The 25156-nt window shown below is 59.6% G+C and carries 27 protein-coding genes and 1 pseudogene; 16 read left to right on the top strand and 12 right to left on the bottom strand.

Features of this window, described 5'->3' with window-relative positions:
- Positions 1-231 precede the first annotated feature (231 nt).
- Positions 232-513, bottom strand: a complete 282-nt coding sequence (locus NWI01_RS15730; protein WP_141384921.1) for a prevent-host-death protein — start codon at positions 511-513, stop codon at positions 232-234.
- Positions 514-635: 122 nt separating this feature from the next.
- Here NWI01_RS15730 and NWI01_RS15725 point away from each other — a divergent pair, with 122 nt between their 5' ends.
- The 9 genes from NWI01_RS15725 (at position 636) to NWI01_RS19065 (ending at position 6902) form a co-directional block, all read left to right on the top strand.
- On the top strand, positions 636-914 hold the full coding sequence (locus NWI01_RS15725; protein WP_141384920.1) for a type II toxin-antitoxin system Phd/YefM family antitoxin: 279 nt from the start codon (positions 636-638) through the stop codon (positions 912-914).
- Positions 911-1330 carry a type II toxin-antitoxin system VapC family toxin gene (locus NWI01_RS15720; RefSeq protein ID WP_141384919.1) on the top strand — a complete coding sequence of 140 codons (420 nt, stop codon included), beginning with the start codon at positions 911-913 and terminating at the stop codon, positions 1328-1330. The genes NWI01_RS15725 and NWI01_RS15720 overlap by 4 nt, the downstream gene beginning before the upstream one ends.
- Positions 1331-1398: 68 nt before the next feature.
- Entirely contained in the window at positions 1399-1554 is a 156-nt protein-coding gene (locus NWI01_RS20135; protein ID WP_307723465.1) for a DUF433 domain-containing protein, read from the top strand.
- Positions 1502-1615: a DUF433 domain-containing protein gene (locus tag NWI01_RS20130; RefSeq protein ID WP_307723466.1), complete on the top strand. Its 114-nt coding sequence runs from the start codon at positions 1502-1504 to the stop codon at positions 1613-1615. Before NWI01_RS20135 ends, NWI01_RS20130 begins: the two co-directional genes overlap by 53 nt.
- Positions 1616-1627: 12 nt before the next feature.
- Positions 1628-1879 (top strand): DUF5615 family PIN-like protein, encoded by a 252-nt coding sequence (locus NWI01_RS20365; protein ID WP_375782187.1) that lies wholly within the window; start codon positions 1628-1630, stop codon positions 1877-1879.
- A gap of 646 nt (positions 1880-2525) precedes the next feature.
- Positions 2526-3731, top strand: a complete 1206-nt coding sequence (gene repA, locus NWI01_RS15710) for a plasmid partitioning protein RepA (RefSeq protein WP_141384918.1) — start codon at positions 2526-2528, stop codon at positions 3729-3731.
- A 2-nt stretch (positions 3732-3733) separates the two neighbouring features.
- Positions 3734-4753: a plasmid partitioning protein RepB gene (gene repB, locus NWI01_RS15705; protein WP_141384917.1), complete on the top strand. Its 1020-nt coding sequence runs from the start codon at positions 3734-3736 to the stop codon at positions 4751-4753.
- A gap of 217 nt (positions 4754-4970) precedes the next feature.
- Positions 4971-6203 carry a plasmid replication protein RepC gene (repC, locus tag NWI01_RS15700; RefSeq protein WP_141384916.1) on the top strand — a complete coding sequence of 411 codons (1233 nt, stop codon included), beginning with the start codon at positions 4971-4973 and terminating at the stop codon, positions 6201-6203.
- Positions 6204-6746: 543 nt separating this feature from the next.
- Positions 6747-6902, top strand: coding sequence for a hypothetical protein (locus tag NWI01_RS19065; protein WP_181410525.1), 156 nt, complete (start codon positions 6747-6749; stop codon positions 6900-6902).
- Positions 6903-6919: 17 nt separating this feature from the next.
- Here the strand turns inward: NWI01_RS19065 and NWI01_RS15695 are convergent, their stop codons facing one another.
- A complete protein-coding gene (locus NWI01_RS15695) occupies positions 6920-8068 on the bottom strand; it encodes a tyrosine-type recombinase/integrase (RefSeq protein ID WP_141384927.1) in 1149 nt (382 codons plus the stop codon).
- A 124-nt stretch (positions 8069-8192) separates the two neighbouring features.
- Here NWI01_RS15695 and NWI01_RS15690 point away from each other — a divergent pair, with 124 nt between their 5' ends.
- From NWI01_RS15690 to NWI01_RS19770, 3 genes are read left to right on the top strand one after another with little or no spacing between them, the layout of a single operon-like run.
- Positions 8193-9137, top strand: coding sequence for a DUF1403 family protein (locus NWI01_RS15690; RefSeq protein WP_141384915.1), 945 nt, complete (start codon positions 8193-8195; stop codon positions 9135-9137).
- Between the two features lies 1 nt (position 9138).
- Positions 9139-9861: an SMC-Scp complex subunit ScpB gene (gene scpB, locus NWI01_RS15685; protein WP_141384914.1), complete on the top strand. Its 723-nt coding sequence runs from the start codon at positions 9139-9141 to the stop codon at positions 9859-9861.
- Between the two features lie 20 nt (positions 9862-9881).
- On the top strand, positions 9882-10358 hold the full coding sequence (locus NWI01_RS19770; RefSeq protein WP_244613809.1) for a hypothetical protein: 477 nt from the start codon (positions 9882-9884) through the stop codon (positions 10356-10358).
- A 40-nt stretch (positions 10359-10398) separates the two neighbouring features.
- On the opposite strand, the gene NWI01_RS15675 is transcribed toward NWI01_RS19770, so the two are convergent.
- The 5 genes and pseudogenes from NWI01_RS15675 to NWI01_RS15655 all read right to left on the bottom strand — a co-directional run bounded on the left by NWI01_RS15675 (position 10399) and on the right by NWI01_RS15655 (position 15922).
- Positions 10399-11670: a PepSY-associated TM helix domain-containing protein gene (locus NWI01_RS15675; RefSeq protein WP_141384913.1), complete on the bottom strand. Its 1272-nt coding sequence runs from the start codon at positions 11668-11670 to the stop codon at positions 10399-10401.
- Positions 11671-11692: 22 nt separating this feature from the next.
- Positions 11693-14203, bottom strand: coding sequence for a TonB-dependent receptor (locus NWI01_RS15670; protein WP_141384912.1), 2511 nt, complete (start codon positions 14201-14203; stop codon positions 11693-11695).
- A gap of 117 nt (positions 14204-14320) precedes the next feature.
- On the bottom strand, positions 14321-15028 hold the full coding sequence (locus NWI01_RS15665; RefSeq protein ID WP_181410524.1) for a FecR family protein: 708 nt from the start codon (positions 15026-15028) through the stop codon (positions 14321-14323).
- 123 nt (positions 15029-15151) lie between these two features.
- Positions 15152-15301: pseudogene (locus NWI01_RS20360) on the bottom strand (FecR/PupR family sigma factor regulator); the annotation flags it as partial.
- 114 nt (positions 15302-15415) lie between these two features.
- Complete coding sequence (locus NWI01_RS15655) at positions 15416-15922, bottom strand: sigma-70 family RNA polymerase sigma factor (protein WP_141384910.1); 507 nt, start codon at positions 15920-15922, stop codon at positions 15416-15418.
- A gap of 135 nt (positions 15923-16057) precedes the next feature.
- On the opposite strand from NWI01_RS15655, the gene NWI01_RS15650 reads away from it, so the two are divergent.
- The 4 genes from NWI01_RS15650 (at position 16058) to NWI01_RS20355 (ending at position 18537) form a co-directional block, all read left to right on the top strand.
- Complete coding sequence (locus NWI01_RS15650) at positions 16058-16576, top strand: hypothetical protein (RefSeq protein WP_181410523.1); 519 nt, start codon at positions 16058-16060, stop codon at positions 16574-16576.
- Between the two features lie 204 nt (positions 16577-16780).
- Positions 16781-17509: a hypothetical protein gene (locus NWI01_RS15645; RefSeq protein WP_141384908.1), complete on the top strand. Its 729-nt coding sequence runs from the start codon at positions 16781-16783 to the stop codon at positions 17507-17509.
- Positions 17510-17512: 3 nt separating this feature from the next.
- Positions 17513-18040: a lipase family protein gene (locus tag NWI01_RS15640; RefSeq protein WP_141384907.1), complete on the top strand. Its 528-nt coding sequence runs from the start codon at positions 17513-17515 to the stop codon at positions 18038-18040.
- Entirely contained in the window at positions 18037-18537 is a 501-nt protein-coding gene (locus tag NWI01_RS20355; protein ID WP_141384906.1) for a hypothetical protein, read from the top strand. Before NWI01_RS15640 ends, NWI01_RS20355 begins: the two co-directional genes overlap by 4 nt.
- 673 nt (positions 18538-19210) lie before the next feature.
- On the opposite strand, the gene NWI01_RS15630 is transcribed toward NWI01_RS20355, so the two are convergent.
- From NWI01_RS15630 to NWI01_RS15610, 5 genes are all read right to left on the bottom strand, one after another.
- The gene (locus tag NWI01_RS15630) at positions 19211-20413 is read right to left on the bottom strand and encodes an NAD(P)/FAD-dependent oxidoreductase (protein WP_141384905.1); all 1203 of its coding nucleotides are present in this window, start codon (positions 20411-20413) and stop codon (positions 19211-19213) included.
- Between the two features lie 4 nt (positions 20414-20417).
- On the bottom strand, positions 20418-22436 hold the full coding sequence (locus NWI01_RS15625; RefSeq protein WP_141384904.1) for a LodA/GoxA family CTQ-dependent oxidase: 2019 nt from the start codon (positions 22434-22436) through the stop codon (positions 20418-20420).
- A 121-nt stretch (positions 22437-22557) separates the two neighbouring features.
- Positions 22558-22848: a twin-arginine translocation signal domain-containing protein gene (locus tag NWI01_RS15620; protein WP_141384903.1), complete on the bottom strand. Its 291-nt coding sequence runs from the start codon at positions 22846-22848 to the stop codon at positions 22558-22560.
- A gap of 452 nt (positions 22849-23300) precedes the next feature.
- Entirely contained in the window at positions 23301-24449 is a 1149-nt protein-coding gene (locus tag NWI01_RS15615) for a cytochrome P450 (RefSeq protein WP_181410522.1), read from the bottom strand.
- A 273-nt stretch (positions 24450-24722) separates the two neighbouring features.
- The coding region (locus NWI01_RS15610; protein ID WP_141384901.1) for a hypothetical protein at positions 24723-25156 on the bottom strand (434 nt) is incomplete at its 5' end.

Here is a 25156-nt window from a genome sequence, read left to right as displayed (position 1 = left end):
GTCGTAGCGATGCCTCTCCGCGCAATCTTCTCACTATCGATAACCAACCCGTATCGATAGGGTTGGACACGGACTCGCAAATCAGCGATTCTGGCCGTCCTCAGCCTAGCAAATCACCGCCGCCGGCCGTCAGATCGACGAGAGGACACCGCCGCTGCCAGCCCCCTCCCCTCCTCCGGACGCCTTGACTGGCGGATGCCCCGCCTCCGACGGTATTTGTGGCGAGCGAATTCAATTGTCGTCGTAGAGACTGTCGCGGAACGCCTTGTCGGCCCGGCGCGCTTCGGGCTTCTTGCCATGCTTGCCCAGTTCGCGCGCGAACCGGGTGCTCTCCTCAACGAGCACGGACGATCCTGGCTCAAGCTCCGCATTGAGGTACTCGAAACCAGGCGTCATTTCGCTTGCCTCGATGGCGGCGATCTCTTCCTCGGTCAGATCGACGGCCCGAACGGCTCGACGGGCACGGTCGGCCGCGTCTGCCGGCCCCTGATTCTGCGTCTCGCGACCTCCCATGACGCCATCCTCAATTCATCTCGATCATAGGAAAATGGCGCGCGCGCCGCACAGGGTCTGTTGAATGTTAACTGCGAGACGGCATATAGTCACTATGGTCATTATAGTCACAGGAGTGGATCGTGACAGCCCCCCGCAAGACCCCCGCCCCCCAGTCGGACCATTGGACGGTTGCCGGCGCCAAAGCGCGCCTCTCCGAAGTGATCGAGCGCGCCCAAACCGATCCCCAAATCATCACTCGCCACGGTAAGCCCAGTGTCGTCATGGTCTCGGCTGAGGAGTGGTCGCGCAAGACGATCCGCAAGGGGACGCTCGCCGAATTCCTGATGGCCTCGCCGTTGCGCGACGCCGACCTCGATCTCGATCGGGCGCGCGACGAGCTGCGCGACCTCGATCTATGAAGGTACTCCTCGATACCAACGTGCTGTCGGAGGTCCGGCGCCCTGTGCCCGATCCGAAGGTGCTGACCTGGCTCGATGCGATCGACGAGGACCGAGCCTTCATCAGCGTGGCGTCGATCGCCGAGCTCCGGCGTGGCATCACGCTAATGGACGCTGGCCGTCGTCGGGAGGCGCTTTCCGTCTGGCTCGCGGAGGATCTGCCGGCGCGCTTCGCTGGGCGGACTCTACCGATCGATCCAGCTATCGCCGAACGCTGGGGCGATCTAATGGCGCAAGCCCGCCAGAACGGCTTTGTGCTCTCCGTCATGGACGGGTTTTTCGCAGCCACGGCTCTCGATCGGCAGCTCGTGCTCGCAACCCGAAATACCAAGGATTTCGTCCCACTTGGCTTGCCATTGTTCAATCCATGGGGCTGAAGCGCGAGACCCTCTGCCCGCTTCTCAGATCTCGCGGAAACAACGCGAAAAATATGGACTGTCAGTAGATGTGGCCCAATAACCGATTTTGCCCGCATCAGCTAAGGCCCACCGTGATGGGTGGCAAGCCCTGCATTCGCGGCCAACGCGTCACCGTCGTTTGTAGTTCAAATTGGCGCCGGCCGCAGCATCGAAGCGCTGCTCGCCGGCTATCCCTATCTTGAGCGCAAGGACGTGCTGGAAGCCCTGCGCTATTCGGCCCGGCGCGCCAAGAGCGGAAGTTGATCTTCAGCGCGCATCCTGAGGCGGTTCCTGATTGACATGAACCTGTCGCCGAACTGGGTCCCTTTTTTGCAGGAAGCTGGTTTGAGGCGACGCATTGGTCGAGCGTCGGATCCGCGACGCGCTAGGTCGCGTGCTGCTCATGACCATGTCGTCCTGACCAATGATCTCGATTTCTCGATGATCTGGCGGCTACGGTGCCGCCACCGGCGAGTCTTGGCATCATCTATGGGACCGCCAAGCGGGAGCCGGATCCGCGGCGGGTAGCAGCTCAGGGAGGAGTCCCGAGCTCGGCTTGATCCACGCGACCGAAATCGTTCACCTTGTGCTGCACCGCGATTCAATTAAACCGGATCAATACTGGTACTAACAAAGAGGGGCCGACCCTCCTGTCGCAGTGTTACACTGGGCTGAGCGCCGACGTCCGCAAGGCACCCTGCCTTCCACATCATTGATCGTTGGGAGGCCGTGAAGAGCACACGCCTCACGTCATTTGACGTCAAGCGTTGCGCGAATGGCGGCGCTGGAGGCGAGCGCTCTTTTAGCGCAAAACTGCATAGGTATCGGACGAGCTCTGTAGCTTGCAGCGTATCGCGACACCACTTCAGTGTACAGCGTGTGCACCCATAAAGTTGTCCGCGTACAACTAGAGTCCGGGGCCGGCACCCGGACCTGTGAAGATTGCCCCCAGGGGCGCAGCGGGTCCGCTCTTACTATTAAGTTGTCCGCGTACAACTTACGCAGCATACGATCGACTCGGCCGTTGCGGCGATCAATTGAGAGACAGCAACCGCTTGGGCGTTAACTTCGCGTTAACTCAATAACGCTTGCAGCATCAAAAGAATCGGGCATTACTGGCGGTCAGCGCATTTTGAGGCAAACTGCTCAAAATTCCGCAGATGCAGAGATCGGAATGCCGACGTCAGCGAAACCATCCGACGACAATGTGCGCGATCTTCGGTCGCTGATCAACGCTGATGCAGCCGAGCTTTCGGCGCGCCTTCGTGCACAGCAACTCCGCGACTTTCCTCCGACGGCTGAAAAGACCATCCGTCGGTTCTCGCCCGCTGAAGCCGCGCGGTTTATCGGAATCGCTGAGGGATATCTTCGGCAGTTGGCGTCTGAAGGGAAGGGGCCTCCTGCGTCACCAAATGGACGCCGGAGTTATTCAATCGAAGATATCGAAGCCTTGCGAAGCGATCTCGACAACGCTGGTAAAGGAGCACGTCGCTACGTTCCGCACCGGCGTGACGGCGAAACTCTGCAAGTCATTTCGGTGATGAATTTCAAAGGAGGGAGCGGCAAAACTACGACATCCTCGCACCTCGCCGAGTTTCTCGCATTCCGCGGCTACCGCGTGCTGGCCATTGATCTTGACCCTCAGGCGAGCCTTTCAACCCTGTTCGGGCACCAGCCGGAACTCGACGTAGGCAATAACGAGACGATCTACGGCGCCATTCGCTACGACGCCGAGCGACGCGAAATGCCGGAAGTCGTCCGAGCAACATATATCCCAAACTTGCACATCGTTCCCGGTCAGCTTGAACTCATGGAATTCGAACATGAGACACCGAAGGCTTTACTGACGCGCCAGAATAACGACTCAATGTTTTTCGCCAGAATTGGTCAGGCGATCGCCCAGGTAAGCGACGTCTACGATGTCGTTGTCATCGATTGCCCGCCACACCTCGGGTTCCTTACGCTCTCCGCACTCTGCGCGGCGACGGCAGTTTTAATTACCATTCATCCTCAGATGCTCGACGTGATGTCGATGTCTCAATTCCTCAATATGACCGGAGATTTGCTCGACGTCGTGGCCTCGGCCGGCGGAGCTACGCAATACGACTGGATGCGCTATCTCGTCACACGCTATGAGCCGAGTGACGGCCCGCAAACAACGATGGTCGGCCTCATGCGCTCCATTTTTGGTTCGCGCGTGCTAACTCACCCAATGGTGAAGAGCACCGCCATCGCCGATGCCGGACTTACCAAGCAGACCCTATACGAGGTCGAACGCCAACAGTTTACGCGAGGCACTTACGATCGAGCCGTCGAAGCCTTGGACCTCGTCAATGGAGAGATCGAAGGCTTAATCAAGCAGGCTTGGAAGAGGAGTTAGCCATGGCGCGCAAGATCTCCTTCGATATTCCAACGACGCCGGATCAGACTTCGCAGGAAAAGCAGCCGGCTTCGCCGGCCAACCGTGTTCGGCCATTGTTGGGACTTGATCGCCCAATCAAGCAATCGGGCGCGCTTGGCGCAATATCACAATCGCTTGGTGGTATCTCGGAGAAGGTCAAGCGTGCCGAGGAGATCGAGCAAAAGCTAATCGAAGGCCAGGTGATTGTTGAACTAGATCCGGCATTGATCGACGTTTCTTTTGTCCCCGATCGAATGGAAGCAACGGAAGAGCAGAACGCGGCTTTCCGCGAACTGATACGAGCGCACGGACAAAACGTCCCGATCCTCGTCCGGCCGAAGCCTAGTGTTGCAGACCGCTACGAGGTTGCCTTCGGTCACCGACGCCTGCGAGCTGCCCGCGATCTCGGCATAAAAGTGCGAGCTGTAGTACGCGCGCTCACCGATGAACAATTAGTCATTGCGCAGGGCCAGGAAAACAGCGGGCGTACAGACCTCACTTTCATCGAGCGCGCACGCTTTGCCGCACGACTTGAAGATCGAAAGTTTTCGCGTGAGGTCATAATGGCTGCTCTGAACATCGACAAAGCAGCCGTTTCACGGCTGATCGCGATCGCGACCCGGATGCCGGCCGATGTCATCGACTCCATCGGGCCGGCCCCGTCTTTCGGTCGAGTGCGCTGGCAAGAGTTAACTGACCTGCTTGAACTCGAAAACAAACGCGCGCACGCGATCGAAATAGTCAAGGCGCCCGGCTTTGGAGTCCTGGACACGGACGTCCGCTTCGAGACGCTCATGGCTGAGTTGCGAGAAAAGCCGTCGCGCGCACGCGCCGAAACGTGGGCCGCCAGTGATGGAACGCATGCGGCCAAGGTTTCGCGCGCAGGCAAGAAGCTCACACTGACATTTGACGATCGTGTTGCTCCTAAATTCGGTGAGTTCGTTAGGCAGCGGCTGCAAACGCTCTACGACGAATTCAAGACCGGTAAGTCGTCGACATGAAAGGAACTTGCTTGGCCGGAATGAGCCGGCTGGGCCAAGACCACCGCAACCAAGTCGGAGAACCCTAGGCAAAAGAAAAAGGCCCCCGTCACGTCACCGTTCCGGAAGCCCCTTCTTTGTGTTGGCGCTCAGAGAATCACACTTCCGCGAATCACTGTCAAGCGTTTTGGCGCCGTTTCGGCGAGCAGATTTTCTTTGCCTGAACTGAGGCAAAGACATGCAGTCACATCCCCCAACGACGCCATTCGGGCGGCGATCGCTGACGCTTGCCCATGTGGCGACGCAGGTCGTCGCATCATCCCGGCTACCTGAGAAGGTCGTGCACAAGTGGAAGATCTTCCACGCCATCTGCCTGGCGCGGCCGAGCCTTGGCGTGACGGAACGCGCGCTCTCGGTTCTGAATGCGCTCCTCACGTTTCACCCCGAGACCGCGCTGACCGGCGAGGGCGACCTCGTCGTATTCCCGTCGAACCACCAGCTTTCGCTCCGCGCGCACGGCATGCCGGCATCGACGCTGCGACGGCACCTCGCGGTCCTGGTCGACGCGGGCCTCGTCATTCGGCGCGACAGCCCCAACGGCAAGCGCTACGCGCGCAAGGGCGCGTCCGGCGAGATCGAGTTGGCGTTCGGTTTCGATCTCTCGCCGCTGGTCATGCGCGCGGAGGAGTTCGAGAACCTGGCGGCCGCCGTGGAAGCCGAAGCGCGTGCCATCAAGCTCGCCCGCGAGCGCATCACGCTGTGCCGGCGTGACATTGCCAAGATGATCGCGACCGGGATTGAGGAGGGCGTGCCGACGCGCAGGGGAGGGCAGGGGCCCGCGGACTGGGCCGAGGTGCATGTCGGCTTTCGCTCGATCGTTGAGGGGATCCCGCGTAGTGCGACGCGCGTTCAGCTCCAAGCGGCAGCCGAGGAACTAACGCAGATTGCTGATGAGGTGCTCAACTTGCTGGAGAGGCATGTCAAATCCACAAATATGAGCGGCAATGAGTCCCATTGTGAGCGCCATATACAGAATTCAAACCCATATCCCCTTATTGATCTTGAACCTGACCTCCAAGAAGGCAGGGTGGCGAGGACGGTGCCAGAGTTGCAAGCGACGCGGATTGCGGAAACAGCCTATCCCCTTGGGATGGTGCTGAACGCGTGTCCTGACATCGCCGATTACGCCAAAGACGGCATTTCAAACTGGCGGGATCTGCTTGCAACAGCGGCCGTGGTGCGATCGATGCTCGGGATCAGTCCCAGCGCTTGGGAGGAGGCGCTGACAGTGATGGGCGAAAAGCAGGCCGCGGTGGTGGTCGCATGCATTCTGCAGCGCGGCGCCGCCATCCGGTCCGCAGGCGGCTATCTGCGCGGCCTGACCGAAAGGGCCAAGGTCGGAGAATTTTCGCTAGGTCCAATCCTGATGTCGCAAATCAACGCGCATCTGCGCGCGAAGCGAACCGCATGAGGATAGGCTCGGCTTTGAGCGAAAGGGCATATCAACCGATGACGGAAGGACGCCTGGGATGACTCCATCGCTAACGCGACTCGGATATGGTTTGGGTGCGATGTGGCCGGACTGAGGAGGGCGATTTGACCGAGGAGACGACATCTGTTGGCCAGGCGATCGCGGCGGCCCTCGAGCGTGCGGAGGGGTTGCGCCACCTTAGTGACCGGCCGCCTCGCGTGCGGATATGACGGTTTTGGCGACGATCGCTCCGGACTCACCGTCCACGCCACGATCGCGTCCCGCTTCGCGCGAAGCAGGGACTCGGGACGCGATGCATTCCCTGGGACGAACTCGATGTCCGCGCCGGCGAGGTGACGCTCGCGGTCCAGAACGCGCCGCAGACGCCGCGCGCCCAGCCGATCGGAATCGGACGTCGAAATCGACGCATTCGATCACCTGATCGATAAGCTCGGTTAAATGCTGACGCACGCGGCCATGGCTGAGTTGGACTCACGAAGAGGGTCCAGGAGGTTCTCGCGAGGATTGGGAAGCGAAGCGACCATGCTGGCCGCCTTGAAGCTAGCGGCATTGTCGGCTTTCACCGCAAACGTCGGGCTCGACGACCTCCAGGATGAGCTACGGATGGCGGTCGGTGACGTGATGAGCAAGATGGCCGGCTCGCTTAAAGACGGGCCCAGACCGCCCCTGAATTCCTGACCCCAAACGGCAATGCGCTACAGTCCGGCGGCTTTGGTGAGGTTGATCCGGAAGCGATCGCGCCGCCGCTGGTAGCGGCGCGTCATCTCGGCACTGGCGTGGCCTAGCTGCTTCTGGACGTAGCGCTCGTCGACTTCGGCCGAGGAGGCGAGGCCGGCGCGCAGCGAATGCCCGGCAAATCTCTTCTCCCGCTCGCCTTCCGTAAGATCACCTCGCACCCCGGCGGCCAGCGCCGCGCGCTTGACCAGCCGGGCCACCTGGCGGTCGGTGAGCCGGTCCGGCCCGACATCCTTGCCGTCACCCAGGATCCGGCGGAACAGCGGGCCATGGCCGATGCGGGCGAGCCTGAGCCAGGTCTGCAGGGCGACGACCGGGCAGGTGGCATCCGACGAGCCGCGGCCGATTTCAACCTCGCGCCAGCCGGTCTTGCCGCGCAGCATAACGATCAGGCCCTTGTCCAGGATCTCGATCCAGCCGCGGCCGTCCTCGGTGTCGTCGCGATGGCAGTCGAGACCGACGATCTCCGAGCGGCGCAAGCCGCCGCCGAAACCGACCAGCAGCATGGCGCGGTCGCGCAAGCCTCGCAGCGACCCGCGATCGAGCGTCTCCAGCATGGCGATGAGGTCCTCGGGCAGCACCGCTTCTTTCTGCCGGGGCGGGGCGGCGTGGGTGTTACGGATGCCGGCGAGCACGGTCGCGATATGCCGGTCCGTGCGGTCAAGGGGCGTTCCGCGCTGCGCGTAGGTCCAGGTCAGCGCCGAAAGCCGGCGCTCGATGGTCGCGACCGAATTCGGCTGGCGATCGGCCGTCGCCGTGCCCGAGGCGCAGGCGGTGATGTAGAGCCCGATCGTCTGCACATCTGGAGGCAGGGCATCGAGACCGTGACGCCGGCACCACGCCGCAAAATGCGTCCAGTCGGAGACGTAGGCGCGGCGGGTATTGGCCGAGCTTGCGGCGGCGACATAGTCGCGGGCGCGGTCGGCGAGCCGCTCCAGATGTGCCGGCAGATCAGGCTCAGCCGCGGGGGGAGGGGAGGAGAGACCGCTGCGGGCGTCGGCGGGTGTGCCCGAGGCGACATGATCGATGCCGGCGGGTTGGTTTTCACGCGACGCCGAGCCGTCCTGATGAACATCGAATTTGGGGCTGCGCGGGGCGTCAGGGCTCATTTCGTGATATAAAGGCAAAAACGTCCGATAATGCAACATTATCGGACGTAATTATTTTCCGACAGGCGCGGCGGTTTGAAGCGATTTCTGTTGCCATAAGCGCCGCGCTAAATCATGCTGCGCCATGGCTCCGCGCGCCCGAATCCTCCCCGAACCCCCGCCGACCTTCGCGCCGGCGCCGTCCTGGCTGCGGCGGCGCGCGCCGCCCGACACCGTCACGGAAGCGGTGTTTTACGCCGGCGCGGCGCTGGCGGCATTGCATCCGATCGCCCGCGACCAGCACAAGCTCGGCTTGCTGTGGCGGCAGCGCCTGGCGCTGTCCTGCGCGGCCGCGCTCGCGCGCCAGGGCGGGCGGACCGAGGATGAATCTGTGCTGCGCGACCACTGGTATTTGCGCAAGCCGGGCGATGATCCGGGTCCGGGCGGCCGCATCCTCGATGCCTGGCGCCGGCTCGGCGAACGGGTGGCGAGCAATGCGGACGAGTGGATCTGGGCCGTGGCGCCCTCGCTCGGCCATCGGCTCAACTCGCTGCCGATCGAGATCGTCGAGCTCGCCGGCCGCAACAGCAAGCGCGAGCACGCCATGCCGGTGCTCGCGGCCGCGGAGATCATCGCGGCGAGCAGACGTCTCCTCCCGAATGAAGAGCTGCTGCCGCTGTGGCTCGCCGACGCGGTCCTCGCCCACCAGCTTCGCTGGCCGGCGCCGGTGCCGCTGCTCGCGGCGCATCTGTCACGCGGCGCGCTGCGCAAGGAGCCGCTGCACCTCGAGGGCGAGACCGTGTTCATGAGCGCGCTCTGCACCGCCTACACCACGGCGGCCGTCGCGGCGATCGACCTCTACAACGATCTCGCACGACGGGCGACGCGTCTGCTCGCGGTAGCGCCGACGCTGCGCAGCAAGGACGCCGATGACACCGTGTCCGTGCTGATGAGCGAGGATGCCCAGCCCGCCGAGCAGGGCAGGTCGGCGAGCGACCGCTCCAGCCGACGCCTGTTCGAGCGCCTGGTCGCGTTCGGCGCGGTGCGCGAGCTTACCGGCCGTCCGACCTTTCGACTCTACGGGCTCTGACATGGCCCGGCGCGCGCGACAAAAGGAAGGTCTCGACACCGAGCTCGCCGACCTGCCGCCGGAGCTGCGCTGGCGCGAATGGATGGGCCGCGTCGAAGCGGTGATCTTTGCCTCGCCCGCGCCGGTGCCGCGCGAGGTGCTGGCGCGCGTCGTCGGCCGGGAATGCAATCTCGACCTCATCATCGACGACATCCGCGACGCGCTGCGCGGCCGCCCCTATGAGCTGATCGCTGTGGCCGGCGGCTGGCAGCACCGCACCCGCAAGATGTTCGCCCCGGCGATCCGGGCCGCGACCGGGCTGGGCGACCAGGTCCGCCCGCTCTCGCAAGCCGAAAGCCTGATCCTGCTGTGCATCGCTTACTTTCAGCCGATCACCCGCGGCGAACTCGGCCAGTTCTTCGGCAAGGAGGTCAGCCGCGATCTCATCGCCCACCTGCGCACGCTCGGATTCATCGCCTCCGGCCCGCGCGCGCCGCAGCCCGGCGCGCCCTACACCTATGTCACCACGGATGAGTTTCTGTCGCACTTCGGCTTCGACACGCTGCGCGACCTGCCGGACATGGAAACGCTCGAGGACGCGGGGTTATTGAGCAAAGAAAGACTGCTCGCCGGAGACTTTCCGACTCCTGTAGAAGGCGAGCGAGAGTTGGACGACGACACCGGACTCGGCGCCGCCGCCGACATGTCGGACGGTGCCGAATGGGTGACTTCGACCACACCCTGACGACGGGAAGGTGCTGACGGATGAATGCTTTCCGTCAGTCGACGCCGAAGTCAACATCTGTTTCGATTCCGCCAGCGATGATCAGAGATCTTCGTCATTTGCTTGCACAAGCCATCGCAAGCGCCAAGGCTTATGATGTTCCGGGGTTGTGCCGTCGCCTCAATCTGGCCGACGGCAACGAACAAGAAGCCTTCGCGAGCAAGTATAAATATGCACAGAAGCGGCTCGGAGAGGTTTCGGTCGAGCGCGTTATTGCAAGCGGACGGCAACGCGTGGCGGAGGAAGATCACTTCGAGCTCACTTGCAGGCCGCAATCTGGGAGCGCTTCCGGTCAGCTTCAGGGGCATCGCCGTCGACGACGATTTCAGAGCACCAAGTCGATACAATCCCCATTAAACGGCCGCTGCCTCTCGCAGTTAGTCCTTCTCCGAATCAATAAGATGCAACCCGTAACCGTTTTTCGAGTCCTGGCGAACTCGGAAAAAGAAGCTGCGTGATCGCAAGGATGGCACTCCGGGCAAGGCCTCCGCGCCGTGATCATATGGTATGGGTAGCATTGCGACTATGCCGCTTGCGCGCCGCTGCTCCGCGCTTGCGATACCAAATCACAACGCCGGTGATTGAAAGGGTTGCGATGACGAGGCCCATCGCTGAAATCAAAACACGTCCTGGCAATCCGATGATGCGGCCCGAGTGCAACGGAAATTGCTCTTGTGCAAAGATGTCGGCGAGAGTGCCTTTCCAAGGCTGCCAAACTCCAATGTTTCTGCCGTCTTGGGCGTCAAAATACAAGCGAGCCGGGCCAATACCAGCTTCGGCCGGTCTTTCACCGGGGCGGAAGAAGAACACCCGATAGAGGTCGAAGGACGGCGAATATGCAATACTTCCCACCGGCATGTCCCAGCCTCGGGATTTCGCTTCGGCCCGGCCGCTGGCCATGACTTCTTCAAATCCGATTCTTGGCTCCAGAATATTATGCCGACTGTGTGGGGAACGCGTGTCAAATGGCGATGACGTAACCTCCGACACTGTCGATAACAATGGCAGGAACGCCTCTCGCCGAAAATTGAGCGAAAAGGAAGTAAATGCGAGAATGAACAAAATCGCCCATGTCCATAGGGAGAATGCACGGTGAATGTCGAAGTTTACCCGGTAAGCACTCCCCTTGGTCTTAATCATCCATGCCGGCTTCCAACGCGTCCAAAAGCCCTTCGCCAACTGCCGTTCGATGCTTGCCGCGCGTGTCAAATTCTGACGCTTGCGAGCCGGTAGTGTTAGATAAAATCCGACAAAGCAATCGATGAGCCACATGACTGCGATGCACCCCATCAGCCAGTCGCCCCACCGCTTGATGCCAAATATCTCGGGAATATGAAGCGAGTAGTGTAGCCGGACCATAAACGGGAGGATGGTCTCGTGCGTAATAGGCCAAACCTGTCCGGCTTTGCGCCGTCCGAGCTCCTCACCGCTCGCCGGATCGACGTACACTTCGTCATAGTTCAGCTCATATTGTCGATTGGCTTCTGAACTAATCCTTCCTGTTACCTGAAACCTGAGTGAACGTGCCGTTTCAGCGGCCAAAGTGATGGAAGTTACTCGCGCTCGTGGATCGCGCTCCTCAATCGCGCGTGCGAGGTCGAAAGAAGAAATCGCTGGGCCGCTTGCTCGCGCATATATCAGATTTGAATTGAGCCAGTCATCGATCTCGTGGTCCCACGCAATGATCGCACCGGTGACGCCTGCAATGAAAAGGAACGCAGCGATAACCAATCCAACCCAGCGATGAATGAGGTTGAAGGCTTGTCTCATCCGTCGAATATTTCTTTTTGACCTATTTTGTCCACGTCGTAGAACGGGTGAGCGGTGCAGGTGCCGGCGTCAGGTCGGCACTGATAGAGAACATAAACGTACGCGGCGTGCCGAGGTGGAGCGCGCCTTGACCCGTTGAAGCCCAATAGTTGGCGCCGGTCACATTGAGCACGTTGAAGCGCGCAACGAGCGGCGTACCGTTGGCGATAAAGCTGTAACGCGCGCCAAGATCCAGCCTCGTCCAGTCAGGGATGCTTTGCGTGTTAGCTTGATCGTAAAACTGTGCCGATGTGTAGATCACTCGGCCGTTCAAGGTTATACCCGGAGCAAGCCATGGCATGTCGATCTCGCCGCCTAGGTTTAGCTGAATGTCCGGCACGCCGGGCGCCACTCTGCCGTCAAACGTGCCGCCCGCGGTCTTGGTCAACCGTCCATCAAGTAGCGTGACCCCTCCGAGCAAGCGAAAGCCCGGCGTCGGCTCGCCAAAAACGTTGAGATCAACACCCCGATTGCGTTGCTCTCCATTAAGGCCAAAAATGTTTGTGATCGGATCGAGGAAACCCGAGGGCTGAGCGATCTCGTAGAAGGCAACCGTCGCGCCTAGCGTGCCGAGATCTAGTTTCGCGCCGGTCTCAATCTGTTTTGTGATGATTGGCGGGAAAATTTGGCCCGGATTGCTCGCGCCAAGGGGCGCTTGCGGTCCGAAGCCGAAGCCCTCGGCGTAGCTGGCGTAGAGCGATAGGTTCTCGACTGGTTTGACGATTGCGGCCGCCATCGGCGTGGCCGCGCTCTTGTCGTAGAAGTCCGCAACTCCGGACGCGATAGTGCTGTTCTGCGCACGCTGAAACCGTCCTCCGGCGATCACCTGCACGCGCCCGTCAAGGGCGGACATGGTGTCCGTGATGGCGATGCCGTCCAATTTGGCGGTACTCAGTGTTTGGGCTAGATTCGTATCGGAAGGGAATAGCGGCTGTGGCACAAACACTGGATTGTAGAGGTTCGAGGCAAAGGCAGGCGTTTGCGCAAAGCCGGTGCGATTGTCAGACGCGTAATGGGTGCCTACAACTGCGGCGGAGTGGTCGATGAAGCCAGTGGCAAACCGCGTGCGTACACCTGCCTCGCCAGTCCATTGGTCCTGAAAGCTTAGCTGGCGGTTTGGTCCCATGGAGAGCGACCCATTGGGATTGGTGATAGTCGGATTGCTGGCAATTCGGTCCTGATCGAGCTTCGAACCACCAATCGCGCCGAAAACGGTCACATCGTTGGTCAGATCGTACTCGGCGCGACCGACCGCGAAAACAGGGGTGGTTTGAAATCGTTCCCACGGTTGCTGAACGTTGCTCGTCAAGGGCTGCGTTTGAGGAATGGCGAAGCCCGGCAGTACGCGGAAAGACTGCAGGCCGGATCGGCTGCTAAATTGTTGGGCACCGAAATCGACGCCGAGGCGCAACCGCTCGCCACGATAGTCAAGTCCAACCGTTAACGTATCCAAACGTTCGTTGTTTCGGTCAATGGGCGTGGCGCCTTCACGATGGGCGCCGTTAAACCGAACGCCCCACTCATTTTTCGGGCCGAACCGACGCGCCAAATCGACTTGACCGTTGAACGTTCCGTTCGAAAGATACTGACCGGTAAGCCGAGTAAGCGGCGCATCAGGCGCACGCTTCGGAATGAGATTGACGACGCCCGCGACATTGCCATCAGGCGGAAACCCGTAGAGCAAAGCGGCGGGACCGTTCAAGACGTCAATGCGCTCAGCGCCCTCAATAGCAGGTCGAAATGAAGGGACGATGCCATACAGTCCATCGAAGGCGAGCGCGCGAGCGTTGAGGAGAAACCCCCGAATGAAGATATTTTGCTGGAAGGTGAAAGGCGATGATACCGCCCTGACCGCGGGATTGTTGTCGAGGACATCAAGAATACCTCGCGCCTGCTGATCGCGGATCAACTTTTCAGTATAGTTATTTTGCGTGAAGGGGGTGTCAAAAACCGACCGATTACCGAGAAATCCAACCCGACCGCCGCTGGCGACCTGCCCCCCCGCATAACTCGGCGTGGGTGTCATTGTCGAATTCGGATTACTCGCACCCTGCACGTCAATGGTATCGAGCGCAATCGCACCGGCCGGCAGCGTGCCTGTAGTCTTCGCGCCGGGTGCCTCGATCACGACCGTGGAAGTTCCAGTGAGCCGATGGGAAAGGCCGGTTCCGGCCAATAGGCTTGTCAGAGCAGCGGCAGGCGTCATGGTGCCAGTCGCTCCAGACGACGTCAGACTTCTCACCGCCGCGGCGTCAACGGAGACTTGCAGACCGGTTTGCTGACCGAACACCGTGAGGGCACCCGGCAGTGGCTGCGGCCGGATGGCGAATGACCTTTTCTGAGACGCGTGACCGTTCTGCGCCGTCTGAGCTTGCGCCGCATCCAGTGCCACGATGGTTACCCATCCAAGTGGCGCGCTCATCAGTAGCACCGCGAAAGCGTTCGTTACGAGACGCCTTCCCTCTTTCCGCATATCCATCATCGACACCTTCATTCCAAGTACAAAGGGCTACGCGATGCGCAGCAATGAACCCTCGCTAAAGGAACGAAGCCGCTTCGGTTTTTTTTACTGAAAATAACAACTACAAATTAGAACCGCTCTAGGCGGCGGTCATAAGCTCGACACGACGAGCAACCACGGGCTGACCTGACGGGCGCGGGCGCCAAGCGCCTGCGCGACGGCATGGACGGCATCAACGGGCTTTTTGAGATCATAAACGCCCGTCAGCCGCTTGTTTCTGAGCTCACTGCTTATGATGATGATCTTGCCGTGATAGTGCCGTCCGATCTCGTCGATGACATCGGAGATCGCCTCGTCCTTGACTGCGAGCATGCCCGACCGCCAACCGCCGACCAACTCGGGCGCATCGTTGCCGCGTCGGACTGTTCCGCTCCATGCGACATTGACCCAATCGCCAGCAACCAGAGGCCTCGCGAGCGCCTGGCTGGCGATCGGCGATGTCACGGCTACGCTGCCTTCGTTGACAGCGATTGATACGCCCTCAGGCCTCCGCCGAACATCGAACGCGGTTCCAAGATCCACCGTATCGACGGAGCCTGCCTCGACATGGAAAGGCCGCACGCTGTCCTTCCGAACTTCGAAATAAGCCTGACCGGACAGGAGCCGCACGCGGCGACGGCTCGCGTCATAGGCGACCTCGATCGCGCTGTCGGCGCCGAGGAAGGCGACGCTGCCATCCTCTAGCCGGATTTCCCTCGTCTCCGCAACGTTCGTACTGTAATCGGCTCGTAGCCATATATTGATCGCCGGCTGAAGGACAACGACCGCATAGGCGGCTGCGAGGGCGGCGGCTGCCAAGGCGAGATGGCGGGGTCGGAGGCACGATGTCGGACGCACCGTGGCGGTCGATGCTGCGGTTGCCTGCAATTGCGCTCTTGCCGATGCTCGCGCTTCGCCCAGCACATCCCACAGATGCTGTGCTTCCTCCCACGCCCGGACGTTCTCCGGATCGCTCGTACACCAAAGGTCAAAGCTTGCCCGGAGGTTCTGGTCGTCAGGATTTTCCTGAAGCGCGATCAGCCAATGGAGCGCCTGCTCGCTTGGCTTCGTATGGTTGTCGTCCGGTTTAATCAGCCATCTCCCAAAAAGAAGTCCGGTGCCGGAGCAGCCTAGGAGCGTATCGGATACCCGCTCAACTGTAGAACGAATGAAACCGGCAGATTTTCAGAAAGCGCAGGAAGCGCGTCACGATTCCTGTATCAGCCGCGTACGGCAATGCTCCAAACCCTCGTAGACGAGGGAATGCGCGCGCGCGACGGATATGCCCAGACGGGCTGCGACGTCCTTGAGCTTCAGACCCTCGAAACGATAAAGCTCCAGGGCGATACGTGTTCTCTCAGGTAATTCCGCCATCGCGTGCATGACAATCTTCAACTCGTCGCGCTTGATGATCGCGTATTCCTGCGATGTCCGGTCTTCAGCGACCATGTCACTGACCACAGAACCCGCGAGAAACTTGCCCTCAGACGCGAGGCGCCGCACCCAGTCGATCGCAAGATTGCGAACGATCCGTCGGAGATAACCGAGAGGCTCATCCAGCGGTCGATCAGCCGAAGATGACCTGAGACGAAAAAAAGCCTCCTGAACGACATCTTCGCCGCGACCCCGATCACCAACGATCGCCGTCGCGTAATCGACGAGCTCGCCACGGTGGCTGAGATAAATACCTAAATGTTTATCGGCAAATCCCAAGGCCTGCGACCTCCCGAGCAGGTGTTCTCAAGCCAGCCCTTAGAACTGATCTAGTTTGAACAAGGGCTTGATGACTTTCCGTATTCGCCTTCCCTTATTGGAAACTCGCGCTGGCGGCAACAAAACTCTCCCAGCTTGAGACCAGAAAAGAAGCGCTTAAAGGGCGTGGCTCGTGCCATCCCGACGACGCGCGTAATCGCGCTGCCGATCGGCTATTTCGAAGCACGAGGCGAAACTCGACATCATCAAACGGAGCGCGGGTTTACTCGTCGTCAGGAGGATCATCTTACGGTGGTCTTTGCGAGCCGCAAGGAGCAGCAGGGTTCGCAGCTTGTGGGCGCGCTGATGTGGGCGAAAGTTTCGCCGGACGTCGACTGTAAGATTAGAGAGCAGATCCGATCGGGCGTTCTCCCAGTCCGGCTTAAGTCCAACGAATGGTCGAGAGACGATATCGTTTGGTTGCTGGATGTGATCGCACCGACGAAATCGCTCGCGACCCGCCTTGTTGCAGAGATTGGCCGTGACCGCTTCGGCAATACGCCTGTTAACGCGCACCCGCTCCTCAAGAGTTTAATCGATAGTAAGGCCTTGCGTGATCTTGGCGCTGAACCGATGTCGGGCACGAATGGCGAGCACGAGCCGAGCAATCAGTAGAGATCTGGCAGAGATAGAAGCAATGCACCCATACACTGCGATTTCGCAAAGAGGTTTCATCAGGCGAATGTTCCGGGCACCGCGGTCATGTGCGTCGTTCGAGACGCGAACTCTGCATCGCATACCCTGTGCGTCGCATCGTAACCGTCCAAATGCGTGTTGGACCGTCGGGAGCCACGCTGATCGAAAGTCGAGGCTCTCCGCATGAGGACCCTCGGAATCCTGCTGGCTATCATTGTCGTTGGGATCGTTGCCTATAAGGTGGCTTATCCGACGACTGTCTACCGATTTCGCATCACCGTTAATGTCGACACCCCGCGAGGACTGGAAACGGGGTCGAGCGTGTTGGAAGTGCGGCATCGAACTTATCCGGCTTGGACCACTCTAGGTAACAACACAGGGCGGAGCGCGTTAACGGGCGAGGCTGTGTTTGTTGATCTGGGCTTGGGCTCCGACGGTAGGCCGTTGAACATTATCGCATTGTTGGCTCACGGTCAGCGAGCAGAGGGTGTAGACTTTGATCTACTGCCGGGAATGGCCTTTGCTTCACATTGGAAAGGCGAGTTCAAACGTTTTGGAACGCCTCGGGAAGTATCAGAGCTGCCAATCGGGACGCGTGCCGAACTGCAGGGCAATCTCATTCCGACTTTGGTAAGCTTCTCGAATCCCAACGATCCGAACACGGCGCGGGTGGTGCCGCCTGACGACTTCGGGAGCATCTTTGGCCCAGGTTTCATTCTCCATAGCGTCGAAATCGAGATTGTCTCGCGAGGAGCTTGGCCTCTTACCCTCCTTGGAATAGGTGGCATTCAAGTAACGCGAGGGATCGAACGCTCCCTGCCGTTCTTAGTGACTCATCGCAAAACACTAAAGCGCTTGATCGACGATATGCCTCCAAGATTTCAACCCCATTACTTTCTATTCACGAGGTAGAAGATGAGTATCTCGGACGACGTGTTTCGTGCGATTCTTGCGATGGATTCTTATAATCGCGGTTACGACGCCGGCGTTGGAGAAAGCTTAACTGGCCTCGGTGGAGTAGGATCTCAACTCGGCCTCGCTACAATTACCAAACAAGACAACTCTGGACAATCAGCGTCATTTTTTGCGCTGTCCTATAGTTGGAATGGCGAAACGGTCATTTCGTATCGGGGTACGGATAATTCACCACTTGATTTGGCCTATGGCTGGGCGACGGGTGGAGGCTCTTATCGAGGAGCGCAAGCCGAACTTGCGGCGGATTTCTATAAAGCCGTCATTGGAAATATTGATCCAATGCAAGCCAATGTGGAATTCGTGGGGCACTCACTCGGGGGTGGCCTCGCAGGCATGATGGCAAGCCTGTACGGAAAGAAGGCCGTTGTATTTGACAACATGCCGTTTCAACTTGCCGCGCTCGGCGCCTATGAGGCTTCAACTCAGGACCCGTGGGCCGACTTCCGGCTGAGATCTTGTATGCATTGAATCCGCTGATCGGACTTCTCGATCCGCTGAACATTTACGATCCGGCCGTTCTCGCGAAGTACTATTTTAATGGCTCGAATCCTGAGCTTCCGGACTGGTCGCAAGTGACGGGATATGCGACGACCGGAGAAATCCTCGCCGCGTTTCGAATTCTGGGTGGTCAGACCATAATCCCCACAACCCTTGATACTGGAGCTCCATTTGGCTTGATCATGACTGTATCTCAGGATGCCATCGTACGCGAAAAGCCTGCGGATCGCATGGCTGGTCCGACGCCGGGAGCGCTGTCCGATACGAGCGAACCTCAAGGCCAGGAGCTGGTCTATGCAGCACGTATCTCGCTCGATCGCACGAATATGCGGATCGACGACAGGATTGTCCAGCTTGCGCCAGGCATGGCCGTGACGGTGGAAATCAAGACCGGCCATCGACGCGTCATCGAGTACCTATTGTCGCCACTACTGCGCTATCGCCATGACGCCGCGAGAGAAAGGTAGAGAAGTGGCTCTGGTTGGGCCAAAGGAGACAGTGAGAGATGAGGCCTCGAACTAATGTTGCTTTGGAGCTCCCGCCTGCGCGCTTCTGCTCGCTGCGATTCTTGTCGATCAAGTTGATGGTCCGCTCGCCAGATGCACCTCCGACCGAAAAGTTGAGGTGAAGACTGGCGAGGTCACGCTCGCCGCGCCGCTCTCCACGATTTAACCACACCAAGTTGAACAGCACAATTCGGGCGGCGGTGAGGTTTCGGTGAATCATGGTCGAGCATGGTGTGGCCTGTGAGGCTAGCTAGTATCTTCCGCTGAGGCGACTGCCATCATAACTTTGATCGGCTTTGATAGTGGGCGGCGGGCACCGGGCCAACCATCGTAATGGCTTTGATTATAGACATCCTGACCGCGCACGAAGCCCAGCGCATTTTTTGCGACCGTCGCGTGATACGGGCGAGCAGTTTTAGTGTCAATCGTTCGCAAATATTGCAGGCCGAATAACAGTGTGGTGACCCAACAGTCCAAAGTGGCCGCTGCCTGAGCGCTGCGGCAGACCGGTGCGCCTGCCCGGGCACTGGACGGATGCGTACGGCAAAGCCGAGCCCGCGCGTATCAGCGAGGATTCTTTGGATAGACGGTTTTCGCCTCGCGTCGAGAACCACCCTGCCGACTCACCGATTTACTAACTGGCTTCATTCGCCAACCGCCGCCGACGTTGCCAGAACAACTGATCGAACCAGCGGGACTGGATGCCATAGTAAAAGTCCCGTTGCGACAAGTAGGTCTGCCAGAGTTGGCGCTGCTCTTGATCGTATCGATGGATGTAGCTATTGCGGTAGTCCAATTTTGGCGCACCCTGCGAAGGGTCAGTCAGCGCGTAGTGAATCATGTGTCCGGCATGACTGGCCGTCCTCAGCGCTTTGTCGATGCCTTGCGACGATAGCGGATCATACGCTTGTGCCGCATCGCCCACCGCCATCCAGGCGTCGCCGCAAAAGTCTCGTAGCCGTTGGCTATGGGCCGGCGCTCCCCGGATGATCCCGCAAGGATGATACTCTCTGGCTTTGAGCAAGCGCGCAATATGCGTCGAACCGTCCAGCAGTTGATCGAAGCCTTGACGTGAGGCAGCCAGCCTCGCCGCCGGCAGGTCCTTGTCGGTGTGCAAAACCACCAGCCGCCGGGTTTCATTGTCTTCGGAGCCGGGCAAACGGTTGCTGTACCACCAGCCATGTGGCGCGGCCTCAATCCGGGTATAACGGTCATCATCACCGCCGGAGCAGGAAAACCATTGCGCGTAGGCGAACAGCCGATCGCCGTGATGCAGGGTCGGGACGCCAAGCAGGCGGGCCACGACCGCCTGGCGACCCGAACAATCGACGAGATAACGGGCGCGATCCTGCCGAGCGCCGGTACGAGAGGTAAGTGTGAGCTGCCAGTTGAAATGGCCGCTTTCGATCCGCGCGCAGGACTGCAAGCGGACATCCCTGAGCAAGGTCGCACCAGCCGCGGCTGCTTTCGTACGCAGCGTTTCATCGAACGCCAAGCGGTTGACGCAAAGGCCATGGCCGGTCGACGTGAAGAAAAAGTCCGTGATCTCGGCCTGTCCGGTCCCCCACAGCGAGATGTTGCCGGCGGTCTTGAAAAGACCGGGAAGTTGCTGTTCTGGACTTTCAAGGTCTCCCAGGAAGTGTCTGACCAGACCAATCGAGGCCGGGGACAAGGACTCGCCAAGCTTGAAGCTGGACGATCCGCGCTTCTCCACCAGCAAGACGCGCTGCCCGTACTTGGCTAGCGTGATGGCGGTTGCGGAGCCCGCAGGTCCGGAACCGACAATGACAACGTCCCATGTTGTACCGGTTCGGTCGAGTAGCGGCGCCGATAGCACGAATTTATTTGTTCTTGGCGGGCTTAACCGGCTTGGCGGGCGGCCGGTTCAGCGCCGGATCACGCTCTTGTTCGGCAAACACGATCTGACCGTTGTCTCTCAGGAAGCTGCCGTCCTCATTCCTGACCGGCAGCACCATTCCCAGTTTTGGCCAAGCATAAGCCATCTGGTGGTAACCATCGGTGGACGACAGCGGTTCACCGTGCTCATCGTATCCGCGGAACCATTCCTTGTAGGTTCTGGTCCGATTATTCCTGTCGTATGCGAAAACGATATCTGGCCGCTGCGTCGGCCACCATGACACGTTGCATGACCAAAAGTCGCCTTGCCACGGGCTCGACATGTAGGCAGAGAGCGAGCCAGGCTCGATGCTCTCGTTGACGCGGAACGCTTCAGCAAAATTCTCTCGATAGATGATCAGATACGGGAATTCGATGCCGGGGTGGAAACCGCCGCCGATTGTGGGTTCGAGCGCCGCACTATCCAGTGCATGCGGCTGCTCAGCCAGTGACAAGGTCTCAAGCGCAACGGGCGTTGGTGGAGTGCCAACTTCGAAGTTCCCGTCGGCCCATTCCTTCAAATGATTGAGCTGCCATTCGGTCAGGCTGAGAAACTGATCGGGAAGACTGAGTCCCAACTGCTCGTTCTGCAACGGCTTGCCCCCCGTGCCCCACAGCTTGGGCATCTTGGATGAATCTTCGTCGCGCTTGAATTCGTCGTCCTTCCAACTGGTCGGGCGCGCGGGCGGCGGCGGCATCAGGGAATCGACCAGCCGTCCGCGCATTCCGGGCGCATGCCGCATCAACATATAGATCATCTGCCGCGTGGGCTTGCTGTCCTCGCCCGGATCCGTGAAAGCTGCCATGTACTCGGCGCTGAGCAGGCTGCCCGGCTGCCCTGGGCCGTGAGCGGCGTCTTTGGTTTCAGGTGAAACGCCCCCTGCCGCCGCGTTTACCCAGCTATAGCTGACCGCCTTGGCGAAGATCGGATAGATATCTCGGTAAAAGTTCGTCTTCTTCCCTGCATGAGGGTAAGATTCAGGAAAAGCCTCGTAAACGCGATCCAGAATGGAGACCACATGGTACATGTGAGGTGCAAACTTCGGGGGCGTGGTAACGATCCAAGCCCCCGCATGCGGATTCCGCGTTCCCTCGTCTGTCGCTGATTTCACGTTGTCGCGCGTGCTCAATACAGTTCCGTCCTTCAGCGTGACGGTGACATCGATTTCACCACAGCAGGTGTCGTCCCACCATCCCGGAATGTTGAAGTAGGCGAACTGATTCGTCAGCGGGTTCCTGCCGTCCTCCGGACCGTTCGGGGGGCTTACTGTTTCGCTTGGATTCGACAAAACGACCTTGGGTGTCGTGACACATTCGCCTTTCCCGGGTGCGGGAACGAACAATAGCCGGTTTCTGGAATCCAAACGAAGCTGCCCGAGTTCGATATCTTTGGCGACCTTGTAAGTGACATCGACTTCTTTCGAAGGATCCTTCGGCGTGAACCCCTCAAAACGCAACTCGCCCGGCAACGTCCCCTTCTCGATGTCCTTGAATACATCACCTTTCATGACTACCGGCTCTGTCCGCCCCGAAGCGATCGTATGCACACCCGGATCAATGATCAGCTTGTCGCGTTCGACCGGCTTCATACCGGGCTGGATGGAAGGGTTTCGCAATTTGTCCGGATCAAACAGATACGCGCCCTGAAACGCATAATTCGCCGCCTTCATGTTTCTGACGTGAACCCGCCAATGAATGGATTGCACAAGGTCTGAATCAGATGACACCTCTGCGACGACCTTACCGTCAGCATCGTAGGCGTAAACGCGAAAACGCTGAGCCTGCCGTTTCAGTCGCGCTTTGCTGTCGCGGTAAGTGCCGCCGTTTGGTCCGGGACCATTGCTGCCGCCCGGATCGACCACCACCCCCGGCGCTTCGGGCCCGATGTAAAACTCATCGCTGTCCCCCAGACGAGCGATGCCGATACCGGGGTGGATGCGAATACTCTTGATCTTCTCGGCCACGGTTCATTGTCTCCAGAAATCGCGATTATTCGGCTCTGAACAAGCTCCTGAATCATCAAATCCGATTAGTCTCACGCTATAGAGGATCGAAACAATTACTGACGGAAGGAATCCGCGTTGCTCAGAGAGAGACCTTAGCGATCTTCCAATCCAGCAGATCCGCGGAAGCGACCGCGTACTGATTGCCGGAATGTTCGATATTGGCGCAGGTTCGTCCGTCGGATTGAGTGTAGTCCCGTACCGAGAAGCCACCGCCGAAGCTGGCCTTGATCGATTTTTCGACCTGCGAGCGAGATGCTGAAGCCGATGCGCGATTGGCGTTTTTACCGCTCGTGGCACTGGCGCTCCCCGGCAGCAATAAGACAGAGACCGTTGCGCACCCCTTGACGAAATCTCGACGCTTGATGTCCATGGTTCCCGCGACTCTTAATTAAAGGATGATTCGAGATTAAGCTGAGTGACTTTCAATTGTTTTGTGATCCTGTCGGGTGCGAGCTACGACAGAAATACAGCGTGTGGACAGGAATCTTCATTCCGAGATATGGTCGAGATGGTTGCGTTATGCAAGCTGAGTCACTCTGCGGTATTTAGTGACAGCCGATATCTTCAGGTTTAGGTCGGATTGACATTATAGGCTCCGTGATTCTGTCACGGAGCGGATGATGGCGGTGAAGCGATATGAGTTGAGCGACGGACAATGGCACACGATGTTCAAACAGCAGTTGTGACGCGCTTACCATCGCCGCTGCCGATGGTCGCATCGCGCGGGCTCGTTGAACGTGCGGCCGCAAGGAAAAGCGGTGTCTACCGAACCGAAACGGTATTCACTGTGCCTGTGGCTCCCGCTAAGGGCTCGCGCCACGTTTAGCCCTGCGCGCCCGCCCCATGGCCGATGACGAAATGCTCGGCGAACGGGCCGCCGGCCATGTCGACGTGCCCTGCATCGCCCTCGATCAGCCGGATGCCAGGCAGCAGGAAAAGCTGCCGGATTGTCTCCGGAATGATAGCATAGGCGACGAACTGGCCGAGGCATTCGTGCGGCCCGAAGCCCATATGCAGATAGGACGTGCGGCGGCGAACGCGAAATTCGTTCGGCTCGGGGAAGACACCTGCATCGAACATGGCCGAGCCGATGCCAACGGCAATAACCGACCCGGCCTCCACCGTAGTCGCGTGCGTGCTGCCCGGCGCGAGGACTGCCCGTTCGGCGGCGACGCGGGCGACGAAGGTGGTCATCGGGTTAAACCGCAGCGCCTCCCAGACGATCGCGTCAAATGCTGCGATATCCGAGGATCGAGCCGCTTCGATCGCGCGCACGGTGACGTCGTGACGCAGCAGGATCTGCTCGGTGGCGTTTACGATGGCTTGCGACGTCGTTTCGATGGCTCCGACCAACAGGCCACAGATGTTGCTCACCACCTGCTCGGTATCGAGGCCAGAGAGACCGCCCGCGGTCATTCGCAGCAAACGCGAGACGCTATCCTCGCCCTGCGCGTCGCACCAAGGCTCACGTTCAGCAAGAAACGCACGAATCCACGTCCGCATCTCGGTACCGGCCGCGTTGCAGGCATCAAGCAGGGAGCGATCGTTTGTCGGGTTGTGGAACATATCGGCCTGGGTCGCCCACGACCAGCGCAACATGTGCTCATCGTCCGGTCCCGGGAAACCGAAGCTTTGCTGCACGATGCGCAGCGGCACGAGCCGGGAGACGGTCTGCACGACGTCAACCGTAGGCTGCGGCACGGCAGCGAGGGCTTTGGCGGCCGTGACTGCCGCTAGCGCTCGGATTGCCGGCACGTCCTCCCAACGGAGTATCGCACGCATCACTGATTTGTCGCGCCAGTTCTCCACCGTCCCGTCACGGGCCAGCATGAACGGACCGACTGAATCGTCCATATGCGGCGTGTAGGGTACGCGGAACGTCTCGTTGCGGGAAAGCGTATCGACGACGTCCAGCCAGCGCGACAGAATCGTGAAGGGCGGCAGTGTCAGGACCGGACGGCTCTCGCGCAATTCGCTGAACAGTGCCCTCCAGTCGCGTCTGAGCCAATGATAGAATAGTTGAGTGCGAGCGGGGTCGTCCGCGGGCAAGGCATCGAGCGCTTCGAGGAATGGCATGACATCGTCCCAAATTGCTGTGACCAGAATGCAGAAGCTTGTGCCGATCGATAGCTCGAAGGCAGATCTTGGAATTAGATTTCAGAATTGGATTATGGCGGAGGCAAAGGCTTAGATCTTTCAGGCCGGATAATACTCCATGCGTGGCTTCCCGACTATCTACTCCGTCTAGAACACCGGCTTGGTTGGTGGGTTATGTGGATCCTGAGGCTCTATGTTCACCTCATAGGCCAAGGGTCGAGTGGTGATGATCTGGAATCTGCCGTTGACGATTTTCATGGAATAGAGGCCCGCGCTGGCACCCTTCGGCGGGATGCACGATTTGGTTTCGCCGACGCGACGGGTGTTCAGATCGACGGTTCTGAAGGTGCTGTGTTCGTAATCGATATTGTCCTTGGTCATGCGCGCTGTACCGACCGCTCTCCCGAAGCCTGCATTAGAGTCCTTCACGCACGCACCGTGATTGCCGACCTTGCGCGTCGTCACATCTTCATAGTGGCACGACCCATCTCGCGACTTAGACCACATCTTGTGGGCGTAATGCAGTACGCCGCCATCATACTTGATGAACGCTAGCGCCAGGCATTGATAATGCCCGCCCA

Source organism: Nitrobacter winogradskyi (genome assembly GCF_006539545.1).
Classification (GTDB): Bacteria; Pseudomonadota; Alphaproteobacteria; order Rhizobiales; family Xanthobacteraceae; genus Nitrobacter; species Nitrobacter winogradskyi_A.
The sequence above is the reverse complement of the archived record's forward strand: the minus strand, read 5'-3'. Positions and strand labels throughout refer to the sequence as shown.

Excerpts from the sequence above, each read along its gene's own strand:
- NWI01_RS15620 (WP_141384903.1), bottom strand. The coding sequence starts at position 22,848 with ATGGACATCAAGCGTCGAGATTTCGTCAAGGGGTGCGCAACGGTCTCT.
- repB (WP_141384917.1), top strand. The coding sequence starts at position 3,734 with ATGGCGCGCAAGATCTCCTTCGATATTCCAACGACGCCGGATCAGACT.
- NWI01_RS19770 (WP_244613809.1), top strand. The coding sequence starts at position 9,882 with ATGAATGCTTTCCGTCAGTCGACGCCGAAGTCAACATCTGTTTCGATT.
- NWI01_RS15645 (WP_141384908.1), top strand. The coding sequence starts at position 16,781 with ATGAGGACCCTCGGAATCCTGCTGGCTATCATTGTCGTTGGGATCGTT.
- NWI01_RS15730 (WP_141384921.1), bottom strand. The coding sequence starts at position 513 with ATGGGAGGTCGCGAGACGCAGAATCAGGGGCCGGCAGACGCGGCCGAC.
- scpB (WP_141384914.1), top strand. The coding sequence starts at position 9,139 with ATGGCCCGGCGCGCGCGACAAAAGGAAGGTCTCGACACCGAGCTCGCC.
- NWI01_RS15640 (WP_141384907.1), top strand. The coding sequence starts at position 17,513 with ATGAGTATCTCGGACGACGTGTTTCGTGCGATTCTTGCGATGGATTCT.
- repC (WP_141384916.1), top strand. The coding sequence starts at position 4,971 with ATGCAGTCACATCCCCCAACGACGCCATTCGGGCGGCGATCGCTGACG.
- NWI01_RS15690 (WP_141384915.1), top strand. The coding sequence starts at position 8,193 with ATGGCTCCGCGCGCCCGAATCCTCCCCGAACCCCCGCCGACCTTCGCG.
- NWI01_RS20135 (WP_307723465.1), top strand. The coding sequence starts at position 1,399 with ATGTGGCCCAATAACCGATTTTGCCCGCATCAGCTAAGGCCCACCGTG.
- NWI01_RS15675 (WP_141384913.1), bottom strand. The coding sequence starts at position 11,670 with ATGAGACAAGCCTTCAACCTCATTCATCGCTGGGTTGGATTGGTTATC.
- repA (WP_141384918.1), top strand. The coding sequence starts at position 2,526 with ATGCCGACGTCAGCGAAACCATCCGACGACAATGTGCGCGATCTTCGG.
- NWI01_RS15670 (WP_141384912.1), bottom strand. The coding sequence starts at position 14,203 with ATGAAGGTGTCGATGATGGATATGCGGAAAGAGGGAAGGCGTCTCGTA.
- NWI01_RS15695 (WP_141384927.1), bottom strand. The coding sequence starts at position 8,068 with ATGAGCCCTGACGCCCCGCGCAGCCCCAAATTCGATGTTCATCAGGAC.
- NWI01_RS15720 (WP_141384919.1), top strand. The coding sequence starts at position 911 with ATGAAGGTACTCCTCGATACCAACGTGCTGTCGGAGGTCCGGCGCCCT.
- NWI01_RS19065 (WP_181410525.1), top strand. The coding sequence starts at position 6,747 with ATGCTGGCCGCCTTGAAGCTAGCGGCATTGTCGGCTTTCACCGCAAAC.